Annotated in this window: 23 protein-coding genes and 2 pseudogenes; 2 read left to right on the top strand and 23 right to left on the bottom strand. The window is 59.5% G+C overall.

All coding sequences use genetic code 11. From position 1 onward, the window contains the following. Positions 1 to 55: 55 nt before the first annotated feature. From M0D69_RS14655 to M0D69_RS14610, 10 genes are read right to left on the bottom strand one after another with little or no spacing between them, the layout of a single operon-like run. Positions 56 to 1,090 carry an asparaginase gene (locus M0D69_RS14655; RefSeq protein ID WP_301782696.1) on the bottom strand — a complete coding sequence of 345 codons (1,035 nt, stop codon included), beginning with the start codon at positions 1,088 to 1,090 and terminating at the stop codon, positions 56 to 58. Beyond that, positions 1,087 to 1,449 (bottom strand): non-heme iron oxygenase ferredoxin subunit, encoded by a 363-nt coding sequence (locus M0D69_RS14650; protein ID WP_301782695.1) that lies wholly within the window; start codon positions 1,447 to 1,449, stop codon positions 1,087 to 1,089. The genes M0D69_RS14655 and M0D69_RS14650 overlap by 4 nt, the downstream gene beginning before the upstream one ends. Beyond that, positions 1,446 to 2,384 (bottom strand): dihydroorotate dehydrogenase, encoded by a 939-nt coding sequence (locus M0D69_RS14645; RefSeq protein ID WP_301782694.1) that lies wholly within the window; start codon positions 2,382 to 2,384, stop codon positions 1,446 to 1,448. Before M0D69_RS14645 ends, M0D69_RS14650 begins: the two co-directional genes overlap by 4 nt. Continuing rightward, positions 2,378 to 3,280, bottom strand: a complete 903-nt coding sequence (locus tag M0D69_RS14640; RefSeq protein ID WP_301782693.1) for a dihydroorotate dehydrogenase electron transfer subunit — start codon at positions 3,278 to 3,280, stop codon at positions 2,378 to 2,380. Before M0D69_RS14640 ends, M0D69_RS14645 begins: the two co-directional genes overlap by 7 nt. Further along, on the bottom strand, positions 3,277 to 3,843 hold the full coding sequence (locus tag M0D69_RS14635; RefSeq protein WP_301782692.1) for a nuclear transport factor 2 family protein: 567 nt from the start codon (positions 3,841 to 3,843) through the stop codon (positions 3,277 to 3,279). The genes M0D69_RS14640 and M0D69_RS14635 overlap by 4 nt, the downstream gene beginning before the upstream one ends. Further along, a complete protein-coding gene (locus tag M0D69_RS14630; RefSeq protein ID WP_301782691.1) occupies positions 3,843 to 5,096 on the bottom strand; it encodes an NAD(P)/FAD-dependent oxidoreductase in 1,254 nt (417 codons plus the stop codon). Before M0D69_RS14630 ends, M0D69_RS14635 begins: the two co-directional genes overlap by 1 nt. Continuing rightward, positions 5,093 to 5,413, bottom strand: a complete 321-nt coding sequence (locus M0D69_RS14625; protein WP_301782690.1) for a cupin domain-containing protein — start codon at positions 5,411 to 5,413, stop codon at positions 5,093 to 5,095. Before M0D69_RS14625 ends, M0D69_RS14630 begins: the two co-directional genes overlap by 4 nt. Beyond that, entirely contained in the window at positions 5,410 to 5,841 is a 432-nt protein-coding gene (locus M0D69_RS14620; protein WP_301782689.1) for a cupin, read from the bottom strand. Before M0D69_RS14620 ends, M0D69_RS14625 begins: the two co-directional genes overlap by 4 nt. Positions 5,842 to 5,867: 26 nt before the next feature. Continuing rightward, positions 5,868 to 6,260 (bottom strand): hypothetical protein, encoded by a 393-nt coding sequence (locus tag M0D69_RS14615; RefSeq protein WP_301782688.1) that lies wholly within the window; start codon positions 6,258 to 6,260, stop codon positions 5,868 to 5,870. A gap of 13 nt (positions 6,261 to 6,273) precedes the next feature. Continuing rightward, complete coding sequence (locus M0D69_RS14610; RefSeq protein ID WP_301782687.1) at positions 6,274 to 7,554, bottom strand: aromatic ring-hydroxylating dioxygenase subunit alpha; 1,281 nt, start codon at positions 7,552 to 7,554, stop codon at positions 6,274 to 6,276. A gap of 296 nt (positions 7,555 to 7,850) precedes the next feature. On the opposite strand from M0D69_RS14610, the gene M0D69_RS14605 reads away from it, so the two are divergent. Beyond that, positions 7,851 to 8,420 carry a TetR/AcrR family transcriptional regulator gene (locus M0D69_RS14605; protein WP_301782686.1) on the top strand — a complete coding sequence of 190 codons (570 nt, stop codon included), beginning with the start codon at positions 7,851 to 7,853 and terminating at the stop codon, positions 8,418 to 8,420. 476 nt (positions 8,421 to 8,896) lie between these two features. Here the strand turns inward: M0D69_RS14605 and M0D69_RS14600 are convergent, their stop codons facing one another. From M0D69_RS14600 to M0D69_RS14580, 5 genes and pseudogenes are all read right to left on the bottom strand, one after another. Further along, positions 8,897 to 9,400 (bottom strand): hypothetical protein, encoded by a 504-nt coding sequence (locus tag M0D69_RS14600; protein ID WP_301782685.1) that lies wholly within the window; start codon positions 9,398 to 9,400, stop codon positions 8,897 to 8,899. 272 nt (positions 9,401 to 9,672) lie between these two features. Then, a complete protein-coding gene (locus M0D69_RS14595) occupies positions 9,673 to 9,894 on the bottom strand; it encodes a replication initiation protein (protein ID WP_301782727.1) in 222 nt (73 codons plus the stop codon). Positions 9,895 to 9,909: 15 nt separating this feature from the next. Continuing rightward, positions 9,910 to 10,579, bottom strand: a pseudogene (locus M0D69_RS14590) (transposase); the annotation flags it as partial. Positions 10,580 to 10,681: 102 nt separating this feature from the next. Then, positions 10,682 to 11,611: a LysR family transcriptional regulator gene (locus M0D69_RS14585; protein ID WP_301782684.1), complete on the bottom strand. Its 930-nt coding sequence runs from the start codon at positions 11,609 to 11,611 to the stop codon at positions 10,682 to 10,684. A gap of 112 nt (positions 11,612 to 11,723) precedes the next feature. After that, positions 11,724 to 11,873: pseudogene (locus M0D69_RS14580) on the bottom strand (SET domain-containing protein-lysine N-methyltransferase); the annotation flags it as partial. A gap of 145 nt (positions 11,874 to 12,018) precedes the next feature. Between M0D69_RS14580 and M0D69_RS14575 the strand changes: the two are divergent. Further along, the gene (locus tag M0D69_RS14575) at positions 12,019 to 12,447 is read left to right on the top strand and encodes a hypothetical protein (RefSeq protein WP_301782683.1); all 429 of its coding nucleotides are present in this window, start codon (positions 12,019 to 12,021) and stop codon (positions 12,445 to 12,447) included. Between the two features lie 51 nt (positions 12,448 to 12,498). Here the strand turns inward: M0D69_RS14575 and M0D69_RS14570 are convergent, their stop codons facing one another. The 8 genes from M0D69_RS14570 to M0D69_RS14535 form a co-directional block, all read right to left on the bottom strand. Continuing rightward, the gene (locus tag M0D69_RS14570; protein WP_301782682.1) at positions 12,499 to 12,666 is read right to left on the bottom strand and encodes a hypothetical protein; all 168 of its coding nucleotides are present in this window, start codon (positions 12,664 to 12,666) and stop codon (positions 12,499 to 12,501) included. A gap of 138 nt (positions 12,667 to 12,804) precedes the next feature. Beyond that, positions 12,805 to 12,957 carry a hypothetical protein gene (locus tag M0D69_RS14565; RefSeq protein WP_301782681.1) on the bottom strand — a complete coding sequence of 51 codons (153 nt, stop codon included), beginning with the start codon at positions 12,955 to 12,957 and terminating at the stop codon, positions 12,805 to 12,807. An 18-nt stretch (positions 12,958 to 12,975) separates the two neighbouring features. Continuing rightward, the gene (locus M0D69_RS14560) at positions 12,976 to 13,989 is read right to left on the bottom strand and encodes a relaxase/mobilization nuclease domain-containing protein (RefSeq protein ID WP_301782680.1); all 1,014 of its coding nucleotides are present in this window, start codon (positions 13,987 to 13,989) and stop codon (positions 12,976 to 12,978) included. 1 nt (position 13,990) lies between these two features. Next, positions 13,991 to 14,437: a plasmid stabilization protein gene (locus tag M0D69_RS14555; protein WP_367619713.1), complete on the bottom strand. Its 447-nt coding sequence runs from the start codon at positions 14,435 to 14,437 to the stop codon at positions 13,991 to 13,993. Between the two features lie 105 nt (positions 14,438 to 14,542). Further along, on the bottom strand, positions 14,543 to 16,108 hold the full coding sequence (locus M0D69_RS14550) for an LPD7 domain-containing protein (protein ID WP_301782678.1): 1,566 nt from the start codon (positions 16,106 to 16,108) through the stop codon (positions 14,543 to 14,545). Between the two features lie 59 nt (positions 16,109 to 16,167). Next, entirely contained in the window at positions 16,168 to 18,015 is a 1,848-nt protein-coding gene (locus M0D69_RS14545) for a PriCT-2 domain-containing protein (protein ID WP_301782677.1), read from the bottom strand. Beyond that, entirely contained in the window at positions 18,012 to 19,808 is a 1,797-nt protein-coding gene (locus tag M0D69_RS14540) for a type IV secretory system conjugative DNA transfer family protein (RefSeq protein ID WP_301782676.1), read from the bottom strand. Before M0D69_RS14540 ends, M0D69_RS14545 begins: the two co-directional genes overlap by 4 nt. After that, positions 19,805 to 20,170: a hypothetical protein gene (locus tag M0D69_RS14535; RefSeq protein ID WP_301782675.1), complete on the bottom strand. Its 366-nt coding sequence runs from the start codon at positions 20,168 to 20,170 to the stop codon at positions 19,805 to 19,807. Before M0D69_RS14535 ends, M0D69_RS14540 begins: the two co-directional genes overlap by 4 nt. Positions 20,171 to 20,204: the final 34 nt, after the last annotated feature.

Raw genomic sequence — 20,204 nt, 5'->3', positions numbered from 1 at the left:
CGCACGCCGCACGCATCATTCTGAATCGCCAATATCCATTGCGAATGACGGTGCGTCAGGTGTCGAGAATGATGCGTTGCAATTGTTCCGGCCCCGGGGTTGTGGTCATCGCAAGCATCAGCAAAATGCGCAATTTCTGCGGACTCAGGGTGCCGCCAGCCAAGATGCCATCGCGCGTGAGAAATTCCTGCACGGGCACGCAGCCGCGCGCAGCCCGCGTCGCCTGCGCGATCACGACGCCGCTCGCTCGTGCCGCCGCAAACGCGGCAATCTCACCGGCCGCCGGTCGTCCGGGAGCAAGCCCCGCGCTCACAATCGCCTTGGCTCCGGCGGCGACGAACGCGCCTATCGCCGCGCCATCCGCGCCGGCATACGACAAGACAATATCGACTCGTGGTAATGCCGCTACGTCGCCAATGGGAAAACGAGCGCCTCTGGGCTTGTCAGCCTGTCCGGTATTTTTTCCGCAAGGGCGCGCTGGCCAATCGACACGGGCGTCGGCCTCGACCCGGGCTAGCGGACCTGCTCCGGGCGCTTCAAACGCGCCCAATTCGAAGCTGGCCGCCTTGGTCACGTCGCGGGCGCTGAAGACGAGGCTGTCCATCACAACGAGCGTGCCGAGCCCGCGGGCCCCTTCCGATACCGACACCGCGAGCGCGGCGCGCAGATTCGCCGCGGCGTCGCTACCCTCCGTGTTAAACGGTCTCTGCGCGCCCGTCATGACGACAGGAATATCGGGAGAAACAGCCAGGTCCAGAAACCAGGCGGTTTCCTCAAGCGTCGCCGTTCCGTGGGTGATGACAAAGGCATCGATGTCTGCGCGAGCAGCAGTCGATTCGATCAAACGCGCAAGCTCCAGCCAGTCCGTTGGTGTAATGGAGGTACTACCGAGCGTTCTGAACGACACCGGCACCGTGTCGATGTCCGGCGCGAGCCGCTCCATACGCTCCATCAGGTCGCCAATGGGATGCACGACACCGCTTTCCGAATACTCGATCCAGTCGAACGAATGACGCGCGTGCATGGCAAACGTGCCGCCCGTACCAATCACGGCCACCCGTGGACGCTTGGAGACGTGAAATCCACTCACAGTTTCCCCTCGATTCTCACATATACCTGATCATCTTCAATTCGCACATGATGAGCCGTCACGTCGCGGGTCAGCGGCGCACATAGCGCGCGCCCGTTGCGAATATCGAAGACTCCCGCGTGTAGCGGACACTCGATCTCGAACGCTTCCAGTCCGCCGTCGCTCAATCTTGCGTTCCCGTGCGTACAAATGTCGTCGATTGCGTATACGGCGCCTTGAACCAGGAAGAAGCCTAATCGACGTCCTTCTATATCGACCCCATAGCAACTTCCTGCGGAGAACATGACCGCAAGCTCCCCTACGCGATGCCATTCCTCGTTCAATCGACCCGATAACCCGTCCTGAAGCGCAGTGCTCATAGCGACGCCCTCCACTCCATTGAAACCGGTTCGTGCGATTGCATCGCACCAATGAGGTCGCGCACCCGTGAGATGCCGCGACGCACGCAAAAACCGTCGATTTCGTCGATCATCCGCGGCATCACGCCCGGGTGAAGAAAGTTTTCGGTTCCAACCTGAACAGCGGTACATCCCGCAAGCAAATACTCGATCGCGTCCGACGCCGTTGCAATACCCCCGCAGCCGATAACGGGGATGCTCACGCCTTGCGCACATTGATAAGCCATACGAATCAAAATCGGTTTCGTCGCGCGACCGGTCAGCCCACCCATCAGGTTGGCGACGCGAGGCATGAAGGTTTCCGTATCGATAGCCATGGCAAGCATTGCGTTGCCCATAACGATCGCTTCTGCGCCCGCCGCTTCCGCGGCTTGGGCTATTTGCACCACATTTCCCGCGTTGGGTGTCATCTTGGCCCAGACGGGCAAACCGCTTCTCTCAATCATGGCGCGAACGACCTGATAAGTCGCTTGAGCGTCCATTCCAAAAGCCTGACCGTCCTTCTTCAGATTCGGACAGGACACGTTTGCCTCGATCGCCGAGATTCCCGCAATGGCAATCTTCTCGGCAAGCATCCCGAATTCTTCGACGCTATTGGCTGAGATGCTGGCGATCAAAGGGGGCGTGTACTCCCGGTAGAACGGCACGGTTTTCTGCAAGAAGTAATCGCTACCCTTACTGGGGATGCCGATAGAAAACAGGGTCGCGTCCCGGAACTCAGCCACACGTGGTGGCGGATTGCCTTCGCGAACATCCTCCGTAATGGTCTTCGTGACGATCGCGCCGAGTCTATTAAGGTCGAAAACCTGAGCAAGCCCTTCGCTAAAGGTTCCTGAGCCCGGCATAACCGGATTGGCAAGCGATACGCTGCCGATCTTGACACTGAGGTCTACCATGAGACGGTCTCCTGCAAATCAAAAACAGGGCCTTCCCAGCACACTCGCCGGTATGTCAGCTGATCAGAACCCGCCTGTTTCCGAAACGGCCGCACGCATGCGTAGCAAGCACCAAGCGCGCATCCCATGTGCTGCTCCAGCGCGATCTGACCCGCGATTTCAAGCTCCGCCGCCAGCCGCTGAAGCAAGGTAAGCAGGCGGTTCGAGCCACAGGTGGTGACGAGATCGAACGGACTCGCCGCATGACAACCGCGCAGCAATCGCTCAACGCTGACAACGTCACTGGTCTGCTCCTCGTCGGTGACAATCTGGACCTCGGCGCCCACTTCACGCAAGTAGTCGGCCGACATGACGACGTTTCGCGAGCGGGCGCTGAGCACCGCGGTCACCTTGGCGCCGCCCGCAGCGGCATATTCCGCAAGCGGAGCAAGCGTGGCGAGGCCTACTCCTCGCGCAAGTAGAAGGACGTGACGCGCGTTTTCTGGCAGCGTAAAGCCTCGCCCGACGGGACCCAGTGCATCGAGCATCCCGTTGGCTTCCAGTCGCGCGAGTCCACGCGTGCCTGCTCCCTGGACCTTGTACAAAAATTCGATATGCCCCGCAGTTCTAGATACCCGATACAGGCTCATCGGTCGACGCAAGAATGCCGTCTCGTCTTCGATCGCCTCGCATGCGAGATGAAAGAATTGGCCCGGACGCGCGTTCAAAGCGGTCGCAGGCGCATCGAGCACAAGATGCTTGTATTCCCGGTTGACCCATTCGTTGCTCACCACGCGACACGCGTTCTCGGCGACGGCGAAAGCAGGACACGCGTGCCACATCGGGCCCGCATCGGCATTTGCCTCTTGGACATCGGCGATACATGCCATCGTGACTTTCGATAACACCTGCTTCATCTACACTCCCTGTTTAAGTTAGCGGCCCGGATCGCATCGAGGCCGACCAGAGTGGCCGCGAGAGGCAGCGGTCCACTTCCGCATTCCAGCATGTCTAATTGGTCGAAACGCATCGTGCTGATGCGCCAAACGCCGTCGTAGTCCCGCTCATAGGTCTCGGTCGTAGTCGCTGCGAGCAGGACAGCATGGGCATCGTCGTCGCGCAGTGCGAGTTGCCACAGGCGCCAGGTCGCTCCAGCCTTTCGTTCATCGACCATGGTGATGTGCTCCCCGGTATAGAAATGCTCCGCATAACGCCAAGGAGACTTTCGGAACCAGTTCTCGAGCGCGTCCCTACCGACAAGGTCATCTCCGAATCCCGCCCCTCCGGCCCAGACCGCGTCTACGGTAAAGCATTCTGCTTGCTGTCTTGCGATGCGGATCATGACTTCGTCAGGTTGGCGCTGATAGGTCGACATATATTTTTGATCTGCCAGCGCAGCGTATCGAGCTTTCAAGCTACGGATCGCTTCCAGCGCCTCCAGTCGCGCAACGCGTGCCGCGAGATAAACTGAGTAGTCCATCACGCTATCTCCTTGAGTGCGATCGACGTATCCGCCATTCGCCGCGCGTTCACTGTTACCCGCTCGCCGATCAAGCGTTCAAGCACGCGTCTTTCGCGCCCTTGATTGATCATCACTGCACCGCTTATGCGGCCTTCCCGAATCGATACGAGCGTTGTGGGGCCAGCGCCTAAAACTCCGCGAGTGACGGTGCAGTCGTCGACGCCGGGGTGCCCGACGACCTGGATGTTGAAGCCATATTGATCTGTCCACATCCATGGCAACTCGTTAAACGGTTCAGTACGACCGCTGATAAATTCAGCCACCGCCCGCGCCTGATTCTCCGCGTTGCGCCATGTTTCCTGGCGCAAGGTTTGCCCATAGAAAGCATTCGCCGTGGCGGCGACATCACCAGCTGCATAGCACCACGGCGCGACCGGGCTACGGCAGAAAGCATCGACCAGAATCCCGTCCGGACCGGCAATCGACGTCTCATTGAGGAAATCAACTGCACACTGGATGCCGGCCGCCAGCAGCACCACGTCCGCTTGAACGCTGTCAGCGCCTTCGCCGTAATAGACCCGCCATGATGAGGGCGCTTCGTGTTCGATGCGCCGCACGCGAACGCCAGCCTCAATCGTCACACCGTTTTCGCGGTGCACACCCGCCAGCCATTCGCTCGCGGCTTGGGGCAACACGCGGCTCATGATCCTGTCGGCCGCTTCAAAGACAGTCGCCTTCACTCCAAGTTTAGATGCGGCCGCCGCTACCTCCATGCCGATAACCCCGCCACCCACAATCGCGATGGTCCGGCAATGCGCAAGAGCTTCTCGCAAAGCAAGACAATCATCGATCGTGCGAAGTGTATGTATTCGTCGATCGTCCGCGCCTTCGATGCCGGGAATCCTCGCGGTTCCGCCCGTAGCGATCACCAACTGATCGAACAAAATCCTGGTGCTATTCTCATCGTCCAGAATCAACTCGGTTCGGTCAGTCAGAACACGCCGCGCTCGCGCAAAGTGCCGGTCGATCCGCAGGTCCGGGTGCGTCTCGCTCCAGAATCCGACGGGGGCCAGCGTCAGGTCCGCCACCGTCTTTTCGCCCAGCAACAGCTCCTTGGATAGCGCCGGCCGCTCGTAGGGCGCGTGCTTCTCATCGCCGATCAACGCAATGGGGCCACGATGTCCTAGCGCGCGCAGATGTTGCGCCACACGCCCTCCCGCATGACCGGCTCCCACGATAGCGACTCGCGACTGATTGGCAGGCAAGGTCATTCGCTATGCTCCGCATATTTATTGACGACAACCCGATAGAGGACACCTCGTGCAGATAGGCCTTCATACCGGCGCGGCTCTCCCGACGGAATGACGATCACTTGTCCAGCAGACAGCCTGTAGTGCTCGCCGGCGGCATCCACATCGAATTCGCCTTCGAGTACGGCGCCCACTTCCTCCCCCAGTTCATCGGCGGCGAAAAACAAGGAAATGCCGAGCGCAAGCGGATGCGTCGAAACGCTAAGCGTCGCCCCGCGCATTGCCCCATCGCCCGTGGTGGCAGTCATGCGATCGAAACCTGCAAGGTCTGACGTCATGGCTTTGCCCCACCACCCTTCATGGCCTGATCGGCCAGCGGATAGAAAGGCTTTTTATCACCTGTCTGGTACTCGCGGCGGGGCGGGCTGACAACGTTCAACCGTATGCTGAGACCTTCAATGCCGAAGCGGTTCACGCCAAAATGGCTGAGGCCCGCAGGAATGACGACCGCGTCTCCCGCGTTCATGACCACTTCGCGATCGGCCAACGTCGCGTCTTCCGCGAAGATGCTGCACCCGCCTGCGAGCTGAAGCGAAACCTCCTCTCCGTGGCTATGCGCTTTCGCCGGCAACCCAACCCCGGCCGTTTCAACGAACTTGACCACCGCCACGCTTAGCGAATTGCCGAGCAAAGTCTTCATATACAGGCCATCCGCCACGACTTCCGTCAACGCTTGATCGACTGTAAAAACCTGGCACTTGGACATGATCGATTCCTTTTCAGATGATGCGATCAAAGCGCAGGCCGCATAACGAACGTCTCGTTGGCGACAAAACGGCGTGGCTCATAGCCATCGATCACATAGGGTTGCTTGTAAAACTCGATGGCCGGCCCAACTTCCGCAAGCGAGAGCAGCAGTTGCATCAGGACCGTTCCTTCTGGCGGCAAGTTATCGATCGGATACTGATTCAAGAAAGCGACGATTTCTTCCACGCGCGGCAACAACGCATTGCCGAAGTCCGAGATGGCTGCCATTCCAACTGCGTGTCGTTGCTGGTTTCGCTCGGTTTCGGTGGCGAGCGCCCAGATTGGCACGAATGCTTGCAGCGCTGAGAATGCTTCCGGCAGCAAAATCTCCGAACGAATCGGCTGCGGTAGCGTTACCTTGATCACATGTTCCTGCATGGCTTTCTCCTGTCTAGATCGTGCTGCTTGCGTTGACGAGACGGTCAACCACATGAAAATTGTGTCGCACGAGTACTTCGTTATCCTGCAAGATCATGTGTGTCTTGGCGCCTGTTTCCACTGCGCGTTGCGTGCGCTCAAGTGTACTCAGGTCTTCCAGCAGCACGTCGCGCAAGGCGACTTTCATGTATTCGAGAAAGAACCGGCCACCCGCCCCCGTCATTTCAGGGTAGTAGACACGCGCTTCGAGCAGGGTTTTGTTGTGCGCAATCGGACGGAAGTTATAGGCCTGACAGTAGTTTGGCCGCAGCGACAGATAAAAGTCGGGGAACACCACGTTGATGTCGAACAGCCAGTTGGCACCCTGGGTCCAGTTGACGCCCGCCGGCAACGCGTCTAGGGGGAAAGCGTGTTTGGTATTGCCCATGCCGGCGCGTAGCGCAGCAGCAGCGATTGGCCGGCTCGAAGCGCCCTCGAGCGCCTCTTTGGCGACCTCGCCGCCCGACGTCAGCGCCTTGGGGTTTCCATAGACGGATTTCTGGTTGCCGCCCAGCGAGAGACAGCGGTGAAACTCTCCGCAAAGAGCATCCAGCGGCGGCATGCTCCCACCGTCCGCCTTGTCGATAGCATCCGCTATCGAATGTCCATGAACGTAGGCTACGTGATAAGCCTCCTGAAAAGCATCGAGCGCGATCTTCCAGTTGCAATCGACTGTGGTGCTCCATTCGAAGCCGACGGTCATCTTGTCAAACGGATAACCTTCGATGCCGCCGAACATCGGTTTCATGAAATCTTCAAGTGACAACGCGGGCTGCGGATCCATGTTGACGAAAATGAACCCTTGCCAGACATCGCACGCCACCCGAGTCAGACCATGGTCCGCCTTGTCGAGATCGAAGAAACAATCTTCGTCAGGCACGCCTGTAAGCTTGCCGTCAAGATCGTACGCCCAGCCATGAAACTTGCAGAAGAACTTCCTTGTGTGTCCGCACCGGTCATAGGCAATCTGATTCATCCGGTGCGAACAAACGTTATGCATCGCGCGGATTTCACCTTGCTTGTTCCGCACCACGATGATCGATGTGTCGCAGGCGGCGAGGTCTTTGACGAAGTAATCGCCCGCGTTGGGTATCTCTTCCACACGCCCTACCTGCAGCCACATCTTCTTGAAGATCTGCGCTTTCTCCCGCGCGTAATAGACGGGCGAGATATAGGGTTCCACCGGGACCGGTCCAGTTCCCAACTCTGGATAACGAGATGTGAGCCCGCCTCCAACAGTGCGTTTGACGTCCATGTTTCGATTCTCCCGTTCGATCGTGCCGGGCCGGTGCCGCGCTTTCAGCCGCGTAGCCGACATCATCTCAAATAACGAACATCATTCTTTTTTAAAAGAATTGTCGTGTCAACCCTTTTTGGAGATGGATAACGAGAAAGATGCAGCCCAGTCCGTCAGTTGCGCGTCGGAAGAGGTAAATCACTTTCATTGTTGGAATTTTGGTCTTCACCTAAATACACGGTATCATCTCGACAGACCCTAATAACGAGCAGTGTTTATTTAAGACGACCGTGCCTCAAGTAAAAAAACCCGAAATGCGCAGCGCCATCGTCGCAGGCGCCTTTGACCTTTTCTGCCGCAAGGGCTATACGACCACGACCATGACGGAGATCGCACGTAGCGCGAGTACGACCGTCGCAAATCTGTACGTGTACTTCGATTCGAAGCTCCTGATACTCTATGAGATCTACGAGCCTTGGCTCAGGCGCGAACTTGACGCTCTGCGCGAAACAGCAGCGAAGGCACGTTCGCCCCGGACGCGTTTGCGGCGGATCTTCATTGGTTTATGGAATGACATACCGGCCGCGGACCATTCTTTTGCGAATGCGCTGATCGAGGCCCTGGCCAGCGCACCGGAGAAAATGGGAAAACCCAATACCCTTCTGATCTCCGTCGAACGGTTCCTTACCGACATACTCCGTGAGAATGTGCCGGCTGAGCGTCAGCATCTTCTAAATGATGATCTGTTGTCGCACGTGATCTGGATGGCGTTCGACGGCTTCGTGATCAATCACCGCATTGGGGATTTGAGAAACGTCGAAGCAATCGCGGATCTAATGGTCGAACTGGTTGTCGGGAAGGCCAAAAGTGGCGGAGCGATTTAGTCTCGCCGGAGCTTGTATGCGAAGGTATCGTCAACTTCGACCGAGCAAACTGTGAGCTGCGACAACAAGCTTGTTCGACATGGCGTCCGACATCGGAACATAGGTTACGCTTTGCCCCGCCACGATACCCTGGGTATGTGCCCCCCGCTTTTGCCTTGTGTCGGGGTGGTAACGGCAATGCAGAAATGGTCAGCAGCGGTGAGTCTGGTGAAAAAACACGGTCCAATCGATTACCGCTTCCGGCCGGGCGAATTTGAGAGCTGACGATCAGTAAGTTTAAGAGACTGGGAGAAAGGTGGCCTCCACTGTCCAAGTTATTTTCCGCATCTTGACGGGACGCCAGAGACGCACCCACATCGCCTCATCCGGGCCGGGGCGGCATGATTGCGACTCCGGCCGGCCTCACAGCCAGAGTGAACAATTGATAGGGCCTGTTGATCGTGGCGGCGCGTGGGGAAGTCAGCGATGGACCGCGCTCAATCGGCGCTCACCAGTTTGTCCATGTCGGTGACAACCAACTCGTGGATTTTCCAGCCAGACGGACCCTTGTGCAGGAGATAGGTGAACCCGCCTCGTGGCATCTCCGACCCATCGGTTTTATAGCGAATCGCCACGGTGCTATAAATTGCCGTCGTCTCGCTCAGCATTTTGATGCGCGAATCGCTCAACTTCGCGTACGAAAAACCAAGCGGTTTGAACCCGCTCAGAAGCTTGGTCAGGAAAGCTTCCACGTCCGCTCTTTTATTCAGTGGCAAGACCTCAGCCGGTAGCACAATTATGACCGGCTCGCCGTAAAACGAGGCGGCTTCATTCGGATCGCGGCTGAGGGCGTCGTAGTAGCCACTGAGGACCTGTTGAATAGCCTCTTTTTCGCTTTTGGCGTGCGCCGGCTGCGAAAGCAAGACCCCGCTGCTCAGAAACAGACCCAACCCAGCACTACGTAGGGCCGAGTGTAGAAATTGGCGGATCGGATCATTCATAGGTGCGCTCCTGTCGAATGCAAACACCACGCAATCACGAGATTGTCATTGCATGAGGTAGTGGTTGATACGGTCCTCCCAGCCTCGCCTGAAGACGATAGTACGCATTCGTACTTGTGCCCTATCGCCATCGATCGGGGAGTTAATATCAGTAACGACGAGGGTAAGGTCTACGCACCGGGCATGTAAACGTGCGCGATGGTTGGAACACTTCGGACATAGAGTCAGTAATCGGCATCGAGCGAGATCCCAAGTGCTGGATGGGTGATGACTTACCACCGTTCACGCAGCGGATTTTTGGTGAGCGTGTGATTGAATGCCTGGTCCGCCGCCACTCGGATTTTCATTTCGTTCTGAATCGCCTCCAAGAAATCTCGGAGCGCGTTATGGCCATTCTTCGTGCCGATCACCGGCGTTTTCAACCGGTACAGAATGTAGCAGTGGGAGTTTTTCACGGATGACCGTGACGATCGTAGGCGGCGGTAAGTTGCCATCACATCACGCCCGGTCGGTGCGCTCGCACTGAAGTCTTGGTTCAGTATCTTCAGTGCCATTCGCAGGTTGTGTGTCGAATTTGTCGTCGTCTTGCACTTGCTCTTTTTGCTTGCAGCGAAAGCCGAGCTTTGTCCTCGAACGCTTGATGCGGTGAACACCGATCTGGACACCGCGATCAGCCAAGTCCTTCTGTAGCCCTTCCGGACCAAAGGTTTTTCGGGTACGCTCGTGAGAAGTACGTTCCTGCGCTTCGAGTCAGGCTCTTGCTGAGCACGCAAGCAACCGCTTGAGCCACGCGGAGTAACCGCTGGTGGACACACCTATGAACCAGCACATCCGCGGCAATGGATGGTGTTGTAGCATCTGTTCAATCACGCGGTACCCCACAGCGACTCTTTCGCGAAGTACGTCGCGAATTTTTAAAAAACCGCGCTCCATCTTCATTCCGGTCGATTCTCGCTTGACCCGGCTCAACTCCGCCTAGACCTCTGTCAGGGGCTTCCCATACTGCCCAACTCTCTCCAGCATGCCGGCTTTTGCGGCACGCACCCAGTTCGCCAAAGTCTTCATAGAAATCGACAGTCGACGCGTAGCTTCGGACACGCCGACGCCCTCGGTCATTGCCGGCCTTACTGCTTCTTTACGAGACTCATTTGTGTACACGGCCTTGGGGATTCGGTTTATCAATGCCAACATTTCTTTAGTTTCACGGAATGTTGGCGTCCACTTCTTTCAGCCGGCTTCAGTAAGGCTCTACGACTCCTTAAAGACAGCTCCGCGGATATTTCAGCCCTCCTTGGGTTCCGACTCAAGCTCGGCCAGCACGCTGGATTTAGGGAAAAGATTTTCAGCCAGGAAGTCGACAAAGACGCGAACCTTTGGAGCGACGAAGCGATTGGAGGGCCATACCGCACGGAAAGTACCAACATGTTTCGTGAATTCATCCAAGACGACAATCAGCCTCCCGTCCGTGATTTGTTGGCGAATGGCAAAATCGGGAACACAGGCCAACCCGTTACCTTTCTCCGCCAAAGTAATTAACGGTTCGACTGCGGTCGATATCGCAGCGATGGGAAGGACGAGATCCGGTGCATCCGGCGCAGTTTCCAGCGGCCAGCGCCCAAGACGACCCGACGTCGGGTATCGGTGATGCAAACACGCATGGCGTGTCAGGTCCTGGGGAACGGCCGGCACGCCGGCCCGTTCGAGATAAGCCGGAGAGCCGACCACCTGCAGACGAAAGGTCCCCAACCATCGCGCAATGAGTCCGGAGTCCGCGGCCTCTCCAGTACGGACGACAACATCGTAGCCATCATCGACGACGTCCACGAGATGATCGGTGAAACCCAGATCAAGCTCGATATCAGGATACGCTGACATAAAGTTACTGATTGTCGGCATTATCAGCATTCCTACCATGGGCAAACTCACCTTGAGCTTGCCAACGGGGGCCTTCTTAGAAGTGGCGAGCTCGGCGTGAACCGACTCGATTTCCGAGAAGATTCGGCGGCAGCTTTCCAGAAACAGTGCCCCCTCCTGCGTCAGGGACAGGCTGCGTGTATTTCGGTGAAACAGTCTGACGCCAAGCCGCTCTTCCAGACGTGAGACGGCCTTGGTGACCGCCGAAGGAGACAAGCTCATCTGGCGTCCCGCGTCGGTAAAGCTTCCAGTTTCCGCTACCCGCATGAACGCGTTGAACGCGCTTAGGCTGTCCACATCACGCTCCCTATCGGCCCGGACATCAATGTCCTAGAAATGCAGATTATAGACATCTTGACGATCGCCGCTTAATGGATGACCGACCCAACAACCTATCAATGCCGCCGTGTTGCCGGCCTTTGATTTCGAGTAGATAGTCGATGAACAACTCCTCGCCAGCCGTGACGTCGGTGAGCGCCCGGATAAACACACGACGCCCTTCTTGCGCTATCTCACAGTTCGGCTCACGGCAATGGTTAAGCCAACGTGCCGAATTGCCCCGAATTTCTCAGCACGTAAAGTGGTTGCATTCGGAAAATAACCGAATATATTATTAATATTCGGTTGAAGGCAGGCATCTCTTTACTTGCATCTGCGATGACCACCCACGACAAAGGGGACACCCGCAGATTAAGGAGGAAACAATGCTGATTCTGAAACTCGTGATCGTCACGAGTGCTCTTGTCGGTATCCTGAAGGGCTTCAATTGGTTTAACAACCACTGCTATCGGAAATTCGGTCACGCGTTTTTTACGAGGCAGGCCTTCTGGCGCGCCGCCGTCGGCTTCAACCTCATGATGTTCGGTGCCTACTGGTACGACGCGGCTGCACGTCAGCACGGCGACACGCTCAATGGACTCGTCCTGATTGCGGTAGGCTTCGCGATCGCGATCTGGCTCGTATACCTCAATTTCCGGAATACCAATCTGCTCTATGGTATCGGTGGCTCTGCGATTCAGATGTGGCTATTTTGGTCGCTGGCATGGATAGGAATTCCAGTGCTTATTGTCTTCATGTTCTGCCAATTCATGATGCTGATGGATACCCGCCCCGTGTACATCGTCAACCATTAGCCTTGCGCCATCAGCAATGATGGTCAGACACCCGGACCATTGCGCTCCGCATCAGTGCTGTTCCGCAGAGAGTCTCTCCGGATCGATCTGACGGCCGCAGCTATAGATGATCGGGTCGGAACGCGCAGACAGGTTTTCCGGTCCGCCCACGGTGTACTGGCGGTCCGCCCGCTCCCTCAATGTTGGTGAAGAGAATTCGGAATTCGGAAGATCGTTCAATGTCACAATCTCCTGCCCTTCAGCGCCTTCACCGCTCCGGCCATTAGCTCATACCGCTCGAATTCGAACAGCGCACAAATTCTTCCAGATGATGCTGTGCCCCGCGATGGCGATCTATGAGATTGTCGTTCACGCTGTTCATCGCTTCTGCACCGGCCAGCGTCCGTATAGAAAAATCGCAGCCGCTTCAGCGAACACCTCGCCGTAACAGCCGTTCAGCGGAAACCGCGGAATCAGGATGTCCACGAGGCGCCACTTGCCGCCACTCCATGGAACGATCGGTGTAGCCATGAGAACCTTCCTTGCGCGTCAGCGCTCCAGGGGAGGGTCCGACTCCTCGGACTCCGGACCATGATCGGGCGCTGACCGGTCTGGAGGCTCGCGCGATGCCGTGTGCGGACGTCCCGGGTCGGGTCTGTCCCGCTGAACGGGCATTGCCCACACGAAATTCGCGGCCTCAATCGCCATCTTCCGGTCCTCAAGCGAGCGCGAGGTCGCCATCGCCTGCGCTACCTCGCGCCACGCTGCAAACACGCCGCCCTGAGCTTGCCACCCAGTACGCCGCCGGGTGTCGTCGGCGACGGCCCGCCAGTAGCGGGGTGCCTCCCCACGCGCGGCCATATGCACGACCGCCTGCTTAGCGTACCGCTGGGTCGTCCCCCGTGTAAGCCGCGATGTCGCGTTCGCCTCCACGCCGTGCGCGCGCAACTCTTCGGCAAACTGCTTCCGCCAGCGCTGCAGATCGCGCTTGCGCGGGTTCAACCGCCGGCCATCCGGCCCTCTGACCTGCACGCTCAAATGCACGTGCGGGTGTGCCTCGTCATCATGTGCGGCAAACACGTATGCACGGCCATCGCCAAACTCCAGGGATGCAAAATCCCTCGCCGCTTCACGCACGGCCCTACGGTCCGTACCCGGTGGCATTGACAGCAGAATATTGAACACCTCGCGCCGCGCACTCTTTTCGGGGACGCCCCAACCGCCCAGTTGCCACGCATCGGCGAGATCACGCAATGCATCCGCGCCGACGATGGCCTGCCCGTCTTGATCCTCAAGCTCAACCCTGCCGTTGCGCGAGATGTAGCGCAAGTGCCGGCGGACCGCGCCCATACCCTGCGCGCTCGACGCCTTGTTGGTGATCTTGACCATTACTTCTGGCGTGCGCTTGAGCGTCCGTGCGAGCTGCGCACGCATACGCGCTGCCTCATCAGCAAGCCGCGCGCGAGACAATCGGGGCGCGCCAACGTGTTTCAGCGGCTCACTAAAGAGTCGATCACCCCAGTTAAGAAGCATCGCATCGATGTAGATTTTCGGATACGGCACGCTATCGGCTCCAGCGATCGAGGTTGGCACGCACAAGCACGGCCACCGCACGTAGATGGGCATCAAGCTCTTTCTTCACTCCTGCGAGTTGCTGCCGGTCGACGACGTCGGTGTTTTCAGCCATCCGCGCACCGTCCCGGGCGATGTCACCCAGCAGCCTGCCAATCGACGCAAGTTGCTGGTTCGATGTCGCGAGCAGCATCATTTCTCGTTCGCCGAACTGTGGCTCGCCTATGATATGCGCACGAATCAGCGCAACGATCCATCGATTCCCGCTGAATCCCGACGCGGCGGCACGCTGCTCCACTGCCATCAGTTCGGTCGTGGTCAACCGGATTTCGACGCGCTCCCGATGTTCCCCAACGAGCGTCCAACGCACGGAAGATTCTGCCGCCGCGTCGTCCAAAGCGGCATCACCCAGCATGGCGTCAAGAATCAGTTGTCGCACGCCCTCCGCAGGCGTCACACCGTGCTGCGCGCACCATCGGTCCCAGCGGGGCCTCGCCTCTCCCAACTCAATGCAAAGACGCGCGCGAGCTCTCACGGCTTACCCTCATAGCGGCGGCGCAGACGGTTCAGACGGTGCGCACTCGATCTCACGGTTTGCGGCGCGATCCGGTGCGCTCCTGATATGGCGGGCTCGTGCGGACGGAGCCTTCGGATCAAAAACCTTCGGCGTTGGGACCCGAACGCCTTCGGCCTGAAATGCATCGATCATCCGGCTGGCGTGCTCCTCCACACGGGAAATCGACCGTTCGCTAAATCCCTGCGCACGCATCGCGGCAACGACCACCGCCAGTTGAATCGCGCGCTGCGCGTCCACCGACTCCTCGCTGCGGCTGTGCCGCGGTGCGCGCGTCGGCGCGCGGGGCACCCCTGACGCGATGCCCTCCTGTGCTCTGTCGGCAGCCCCGTCGCGGGTCGTCGATTGCACCGATCGTGACCGCTCTAGACGCTCGACATCGATCTGCCAGGTGTTGCGGTAAACCTCCTTTTCGTCCTGACCGATCACTTGGCCTGTGGCGTCTACCACTGGTATCTCAACGGTCACCCAGCGCTTGCCGAGGTTCTCCAGCGTGACGCGCTCTCCGAGCCTGGCTCCGGACTCCGCGACCGCGCGCTCAAGATCCACGCCCCATATCACGTGGTCCGCGCCGACATGATCCCGATACACGACATAGTAGGATTCGCTTCGTGCCGGATTGTGCTGGTACGGCGCACCACCGTGCTCGACCAACTCGCCGCTGTACCGTGGAGAGTCGGCTATATCATCGGGCGCGTTGCCTCTATCGTTGGCTTCGCGCGGCGATGCTGTTGTCGCCGCCGCAATCGCCGCGACGGGCAGTTCTGCGCGCACGCGGCCGGAATCACCTACCTGCGGTGCAGGCGGCACGGGCGGCGCGTGCGATGAGGACTGCTGGGGCACGGCCGCGCCATCCGCCCGGCCACCGGTACCGGCATCCGGCAACTCCCCACTGCCTTCGATACGGTTGTTCAGATGTTCGCGACGCCCCTCGCTGAGTCGGGCGAGGTCTGCTGTCTTCGGTTCATAGCCGCTCACCCGGATGCCGAGGAGCGTCGCCTGCAACCACGTCTCGCGGCGAAACGCTTCATGACCCGACACGCGGATGCGCTGCCACGATTTCGCCTGCACCATGTCGACCATCGACTCCACCACGTCGGACCGGTTGTGCTCGGTGACGAGGTAGGGACCGAGATCCTCGAACGCGAGCTGGTACGGTGCATCCTTCAGAAAGTACTGGTTGCCCGCGCGCAGGTAGCGCTTGCGCACCCGCTCCGGTGCGTCACCGAGGGGTGCCCATGCAGCATCCCCTGCGCGCACATAGTCAGCCGATGTCGCCTGCGGGCCGCCGCGCTGCGGCTGTCCTGGATCATCGCTCATGGCCTGCTCGCGCAGCCGGGCGCGCGCTGCATCGAACTCACGTCGTCGGCGAGCCGCCACGGCATCCCGTGCCGCCTGGTCAAGATTGCCGGCGCGCCCGTGGTCGCCCGCTTCGGCGCCTGCGGCGTCGAGTATCGGCGGATCTTGCTCGATCACGTTGATCACCGGATCCTGCTGCGCAGCATTTCCGGAAGAGGTGGAAGCGTTGTCAGTCATGGTAAGGCCTCGTACTCGTTTAGCCCCGGCCAATTGTCTCGTTGCCCGCCGCAGAGTCCTTATCGGTCAGGCTCATTCTTCGGTTCGCGGAGAGCCCGTTCCTTCAACTGCGCGAGCGCCGCGGCACGCACCTCCCGGATCCGTGTCCATGAACTTGCCTGCAACTGGTCGAGGGTGCCGTCGAGGTCCGCGCCAAAACCGACCTCGCGCGCCGATTTCTTCAGCGACGCCACGGTGCGTTCGAGCTGGTCACGCACGCGGTCCCACGGATACACCTTCGGACGATCACCGTCGTATCCGATCTGCACCTCCGCGCCGTTCAACCTCTGGTTCTCGTCCATCCATTTCAGCCGGTCCGAAACGAATTCCATCCGGTCCTTTACATGAAATACGACACTGCGTGTCGCCACCTCCTGAATCAGATAGCGCTCCGTGTTGATGACCTCGCCGCGGTACGGTCCGCCGTTTTCACGTGGCGTCGCCATGCGGATCTGCACGCCGAACCGCTGCTGCGCGAGCGTCTTTATCTCCTGCGGGACGCCATCAAGCCCGTATAGCGCTTTGCCAATCTCCCGGCGAGTCCCCGCCGCCTTCGGTGGATCCGTCGGGGGGCTCCCCTCAGATGCCTCTGGGACTTGTCCGCCCTGCGAGACTGGCGTCGCCAGGGACACCTCCGCTACTTCCTGCGCGACCTTCGTCGGCGCCGCCTTACGACGTCTCATGCTGCCGGCGTCGTCCACCATTTCCTCTTTCACTCGGCCCATTTCACCTCCCTCCTTTTGTTCATCCGCCTTCGCTTCGGCGGAAGGGATCGGGTCTGGTTCGGGAGTCACGTCCGCGGTCACGACCTCGCGAAACGCCACGTCCCGCAACAGACGACGTACGGCGTCCGTGCCCGACAGCACTGCCATGTCGTTGAAGTCAGTCGGCCGGGAACCTTCGATCAGCGCCTGCGGTGCAAACACAGGAAGGGCAAGCTGCGCTGCAACGTGCCTGGCTGCTTGGCGCGCAGATTCCTCACCATGGCCGAGATCGCCGATGACGATCAGCTCGGCATCAGGAAACCGTTCGCGCAGGATGCCGGCAACCTCGCTGAGATTGCCGCTCGATAGTGCTGCCGCCGCGAACCATCCGGTTGCCCGGTGCGCAGACAGCACCGTCGCCATCCCTTCTCCGATCAGCATTGGAGAAGCTGTTTCGCCGGTTACCGGTTCAGGCCGCGTCATCCAGTACCCGCCCTTCTTCACGCCTCCGGCGAGCGACGATTTACGCCCGTGTTCATCGATAAGCTCAAGCGTCGACAGGATGGCGCCCCTCCATACGGGTACAATCAGCACTCGGCCCGTGAGGATCTCTTCCTCGCTCGACGCCTCATAGCCGAGGAGTGTCCGCAGTTCGATTGCTTCCAGTTCTCGCAACATCTCTGTCGATTTGAGCTGCTTGCGCGTCAGATACGGATGCTCTGGTCCGACGGGTCGCGCCCATAGCCAGATTGACGCCGCCTCATGGGCCACTACGGCGTGGCGAGCACGCACCTTCCGTTCGTCGCGGTCAGCTTCCTGCGCACGACGCTCCAGCGTCTCCCGGTCGGGACCCATCAGGCCATTCGCAACAGCACCCGGCACTCTCGTCCCTTTCAGATCGAAGCCGTGCTGCTCCGCCAGCCAGAAAAGCGACGCAAGCGTCTTGCCTCCCGATGCGCTGGCCGAGCGCCACGTCACACGTGCAGCGCGCTCGCTGTAGTTGTGCGCCCTGCGGCTCCACTCATCCCAGATGTCATAGCCCGCATCACCGAATCCCTGCTTGAGCGCGAACGCCATATCAACCCACGTTGTGTAGTTTTCCGAAGGAATCACAGCAAGCGCGGCGCGCGCACGAGCGGCCTCGTCAACGGACCGCGTGGTCATCGATGCTCTCCGCGTAACGGTGCAACGTTTGAGTTCCCGAACGGGTCAACCGGGCGAATGGCGCGGCGACTCCCTCCGGGGCGTACGTTCCCGCCCGCTGCCTTGCTGATTGCCCAGTGGTTTCTTGACCTGGAAGGCGACCTGAGTTCCGTCACGTCCAGATCCTCCACAGACAGCCTTCGCCTTGCCTGCCTGATCCGGTCAACCGGAACGCCAAGCAGCATGAAGTGCCGCTCAACGTACGCGCTCACCTCGTCCTCGCTGATGTCGGCAAGCCGCGAAGGCAGATCTCGCGGATCCCATGCCTGCAACACCTCCAGATACTCGACCGGCACATGGATCAGTCCTGACGCATCCGCTTCGATTTCGTCCGCTCTGAGTTCGCGCACGCGCCGCTCGACCTGAGCACCGAAGCGTACGAGGTCCATCGCTGAGACCCGGGGCGCTACGGCAAGCCGTGACGTGAAGACGGGGTCGCGCCAGTAGCAGATCTTGTCGGCCAGGATCGGCTTGGTGTTCTCGAGCAGGATGATCTCCTTCTCCCGGCCAAGCTCCTTCAGTTCCTGCGGCAGCAGCAACGGTCGACGTTGCTCGGAGACGCTCTCGCTCGAACCACTGCGACCGCCGAGGATGGCGTTGGAGCGACTCACGCTGCGCGCCTTGTCGGTGAAGGTGCCCAACATCTCGGAATACTCGTTGGCGTCCTTCTGCTCACGCGGCGCGTACAGAATCTGCATCGCGTGGTTGGTGACGAACGTGCGGGCATCGGCACGGCCATAGACCGACTCCAGTTGCGAGACCGACTGCACGATTGAGAGCATGCGAAGGTTGTAGCCGGCCATATACGCGACTGCGCGCGCGATGATGTGAATTTTGCCGATCGCGGTGAATTCGTCCATGAGCAGCAGGCACTGGAATTTCAGCGCCGGGTTGTCCTGCGGCAACTGCTTGGTGTTGAGATTGACGAGCTGGGAGAACACCAGATTGACGAGCAGCGACGACTCCGTCAAATGGTCCGGCGTGATGCCGATATAGACTGTCATGCGCCGTTTGCGGACGTCCCGTAGGTCGAAATCGTTTGTGCTCGTCGCAGCATCAACGATCGGGTTGGCCCAGATCGTGAGCGGCGCATTGAAGGTTGCGAGGATGCTCGCCAGTACTTTGTCGTCATTCGCGAGAAACCGGTTCAGCGCATCGACGCATGGACCCGTGAGGAGATAGCGATGCTGCAGCAGCGCCTTTTGCAGATACGCCTTCACGGGCATGCCGTTGCCTGATGACTGCCTCAGGACCTCTCCCATGGTGACGGGATAGTCTGGGATCTCTGACTTACCGGCACGCCGCGCGTCCTGCCATTCGCACAGCAGCAGCACGATGCCCAGAAAAAGATTGCGCGCCTGGTCCTTCCAGAAATCGTCATGGCCGCCAACCGGATAGAGGGCGTAGCCGATCGCGAGAACGTCACCCACGCGAAACGCCCCGTCCGAAATGGCCGACAACGGGTTGTAGCGGTGCGTTCGCCCATCCTCGGCGAAAGGATTGAAGAGGTAGATCGCGTGGCCGTGGGCACGCCTGAAGCCAGCCGTGATGGTGTAGTTCTCCTGCTTGATGTCGAGCACCACTGCCGAATCCGGATAGCTCAGCAGGTTCGGAATCACGATACCGACACCCTTTCCCGAACGCGCCGGAGCCGCGAGCAGCACGAACTGCTGGCCCACAAAACGCAGGTACCGTCCGCGCCACACGCCCACGACGATGGCCGGTCCGGGATTGGCTGTGATGACAGCGCTCATAGCAGCCCCGCCGCACGGATTTCCGCGTCGCTCGCGAACCGCGCGCTGCCGTAGAGACGGCGATGACCAGAGCGGTTCCACAATGCGGACAACCCAAGTCCCGGTCCACCGAAGGCGACCAGCAACCCGAAAATTGCCGAGCCGGCAAGCCGCCTGCCTTCTTTCGGCAACCCGCCGTCATGCCACGCACGGGCCGCATCCGGCCAGCCCCATATCCCCGAATGCAGCGGATCGACACGCAGACTCGCGTAGAGGAAGAATGACGCGAGCCAGAGCGCGGCCAGAAGCGCCGCGCCCAGGACTACGAGAATCGCCAGCGTCTTCGCCGCCATATAGACGTAATGCCAACCGCGATTTTGCATGGTCTGCTCCATCCTTCTGCAGAGGTTCACGCGA

Source organism: Caballeronia sp. SEWSISQ10-4 2 (assembly GCF_030464885.1).
In the GTDB taxonomy this organism is placed as follows: domain Bacteria; phylum Pseudomonadota; class Gammaproteobacteria; order Burkholderiales; family Burkholderiaceae; genus Caballeronia.
This window is presented reverse-complemented; position numbering and strand designations above follow the sequence as displayed.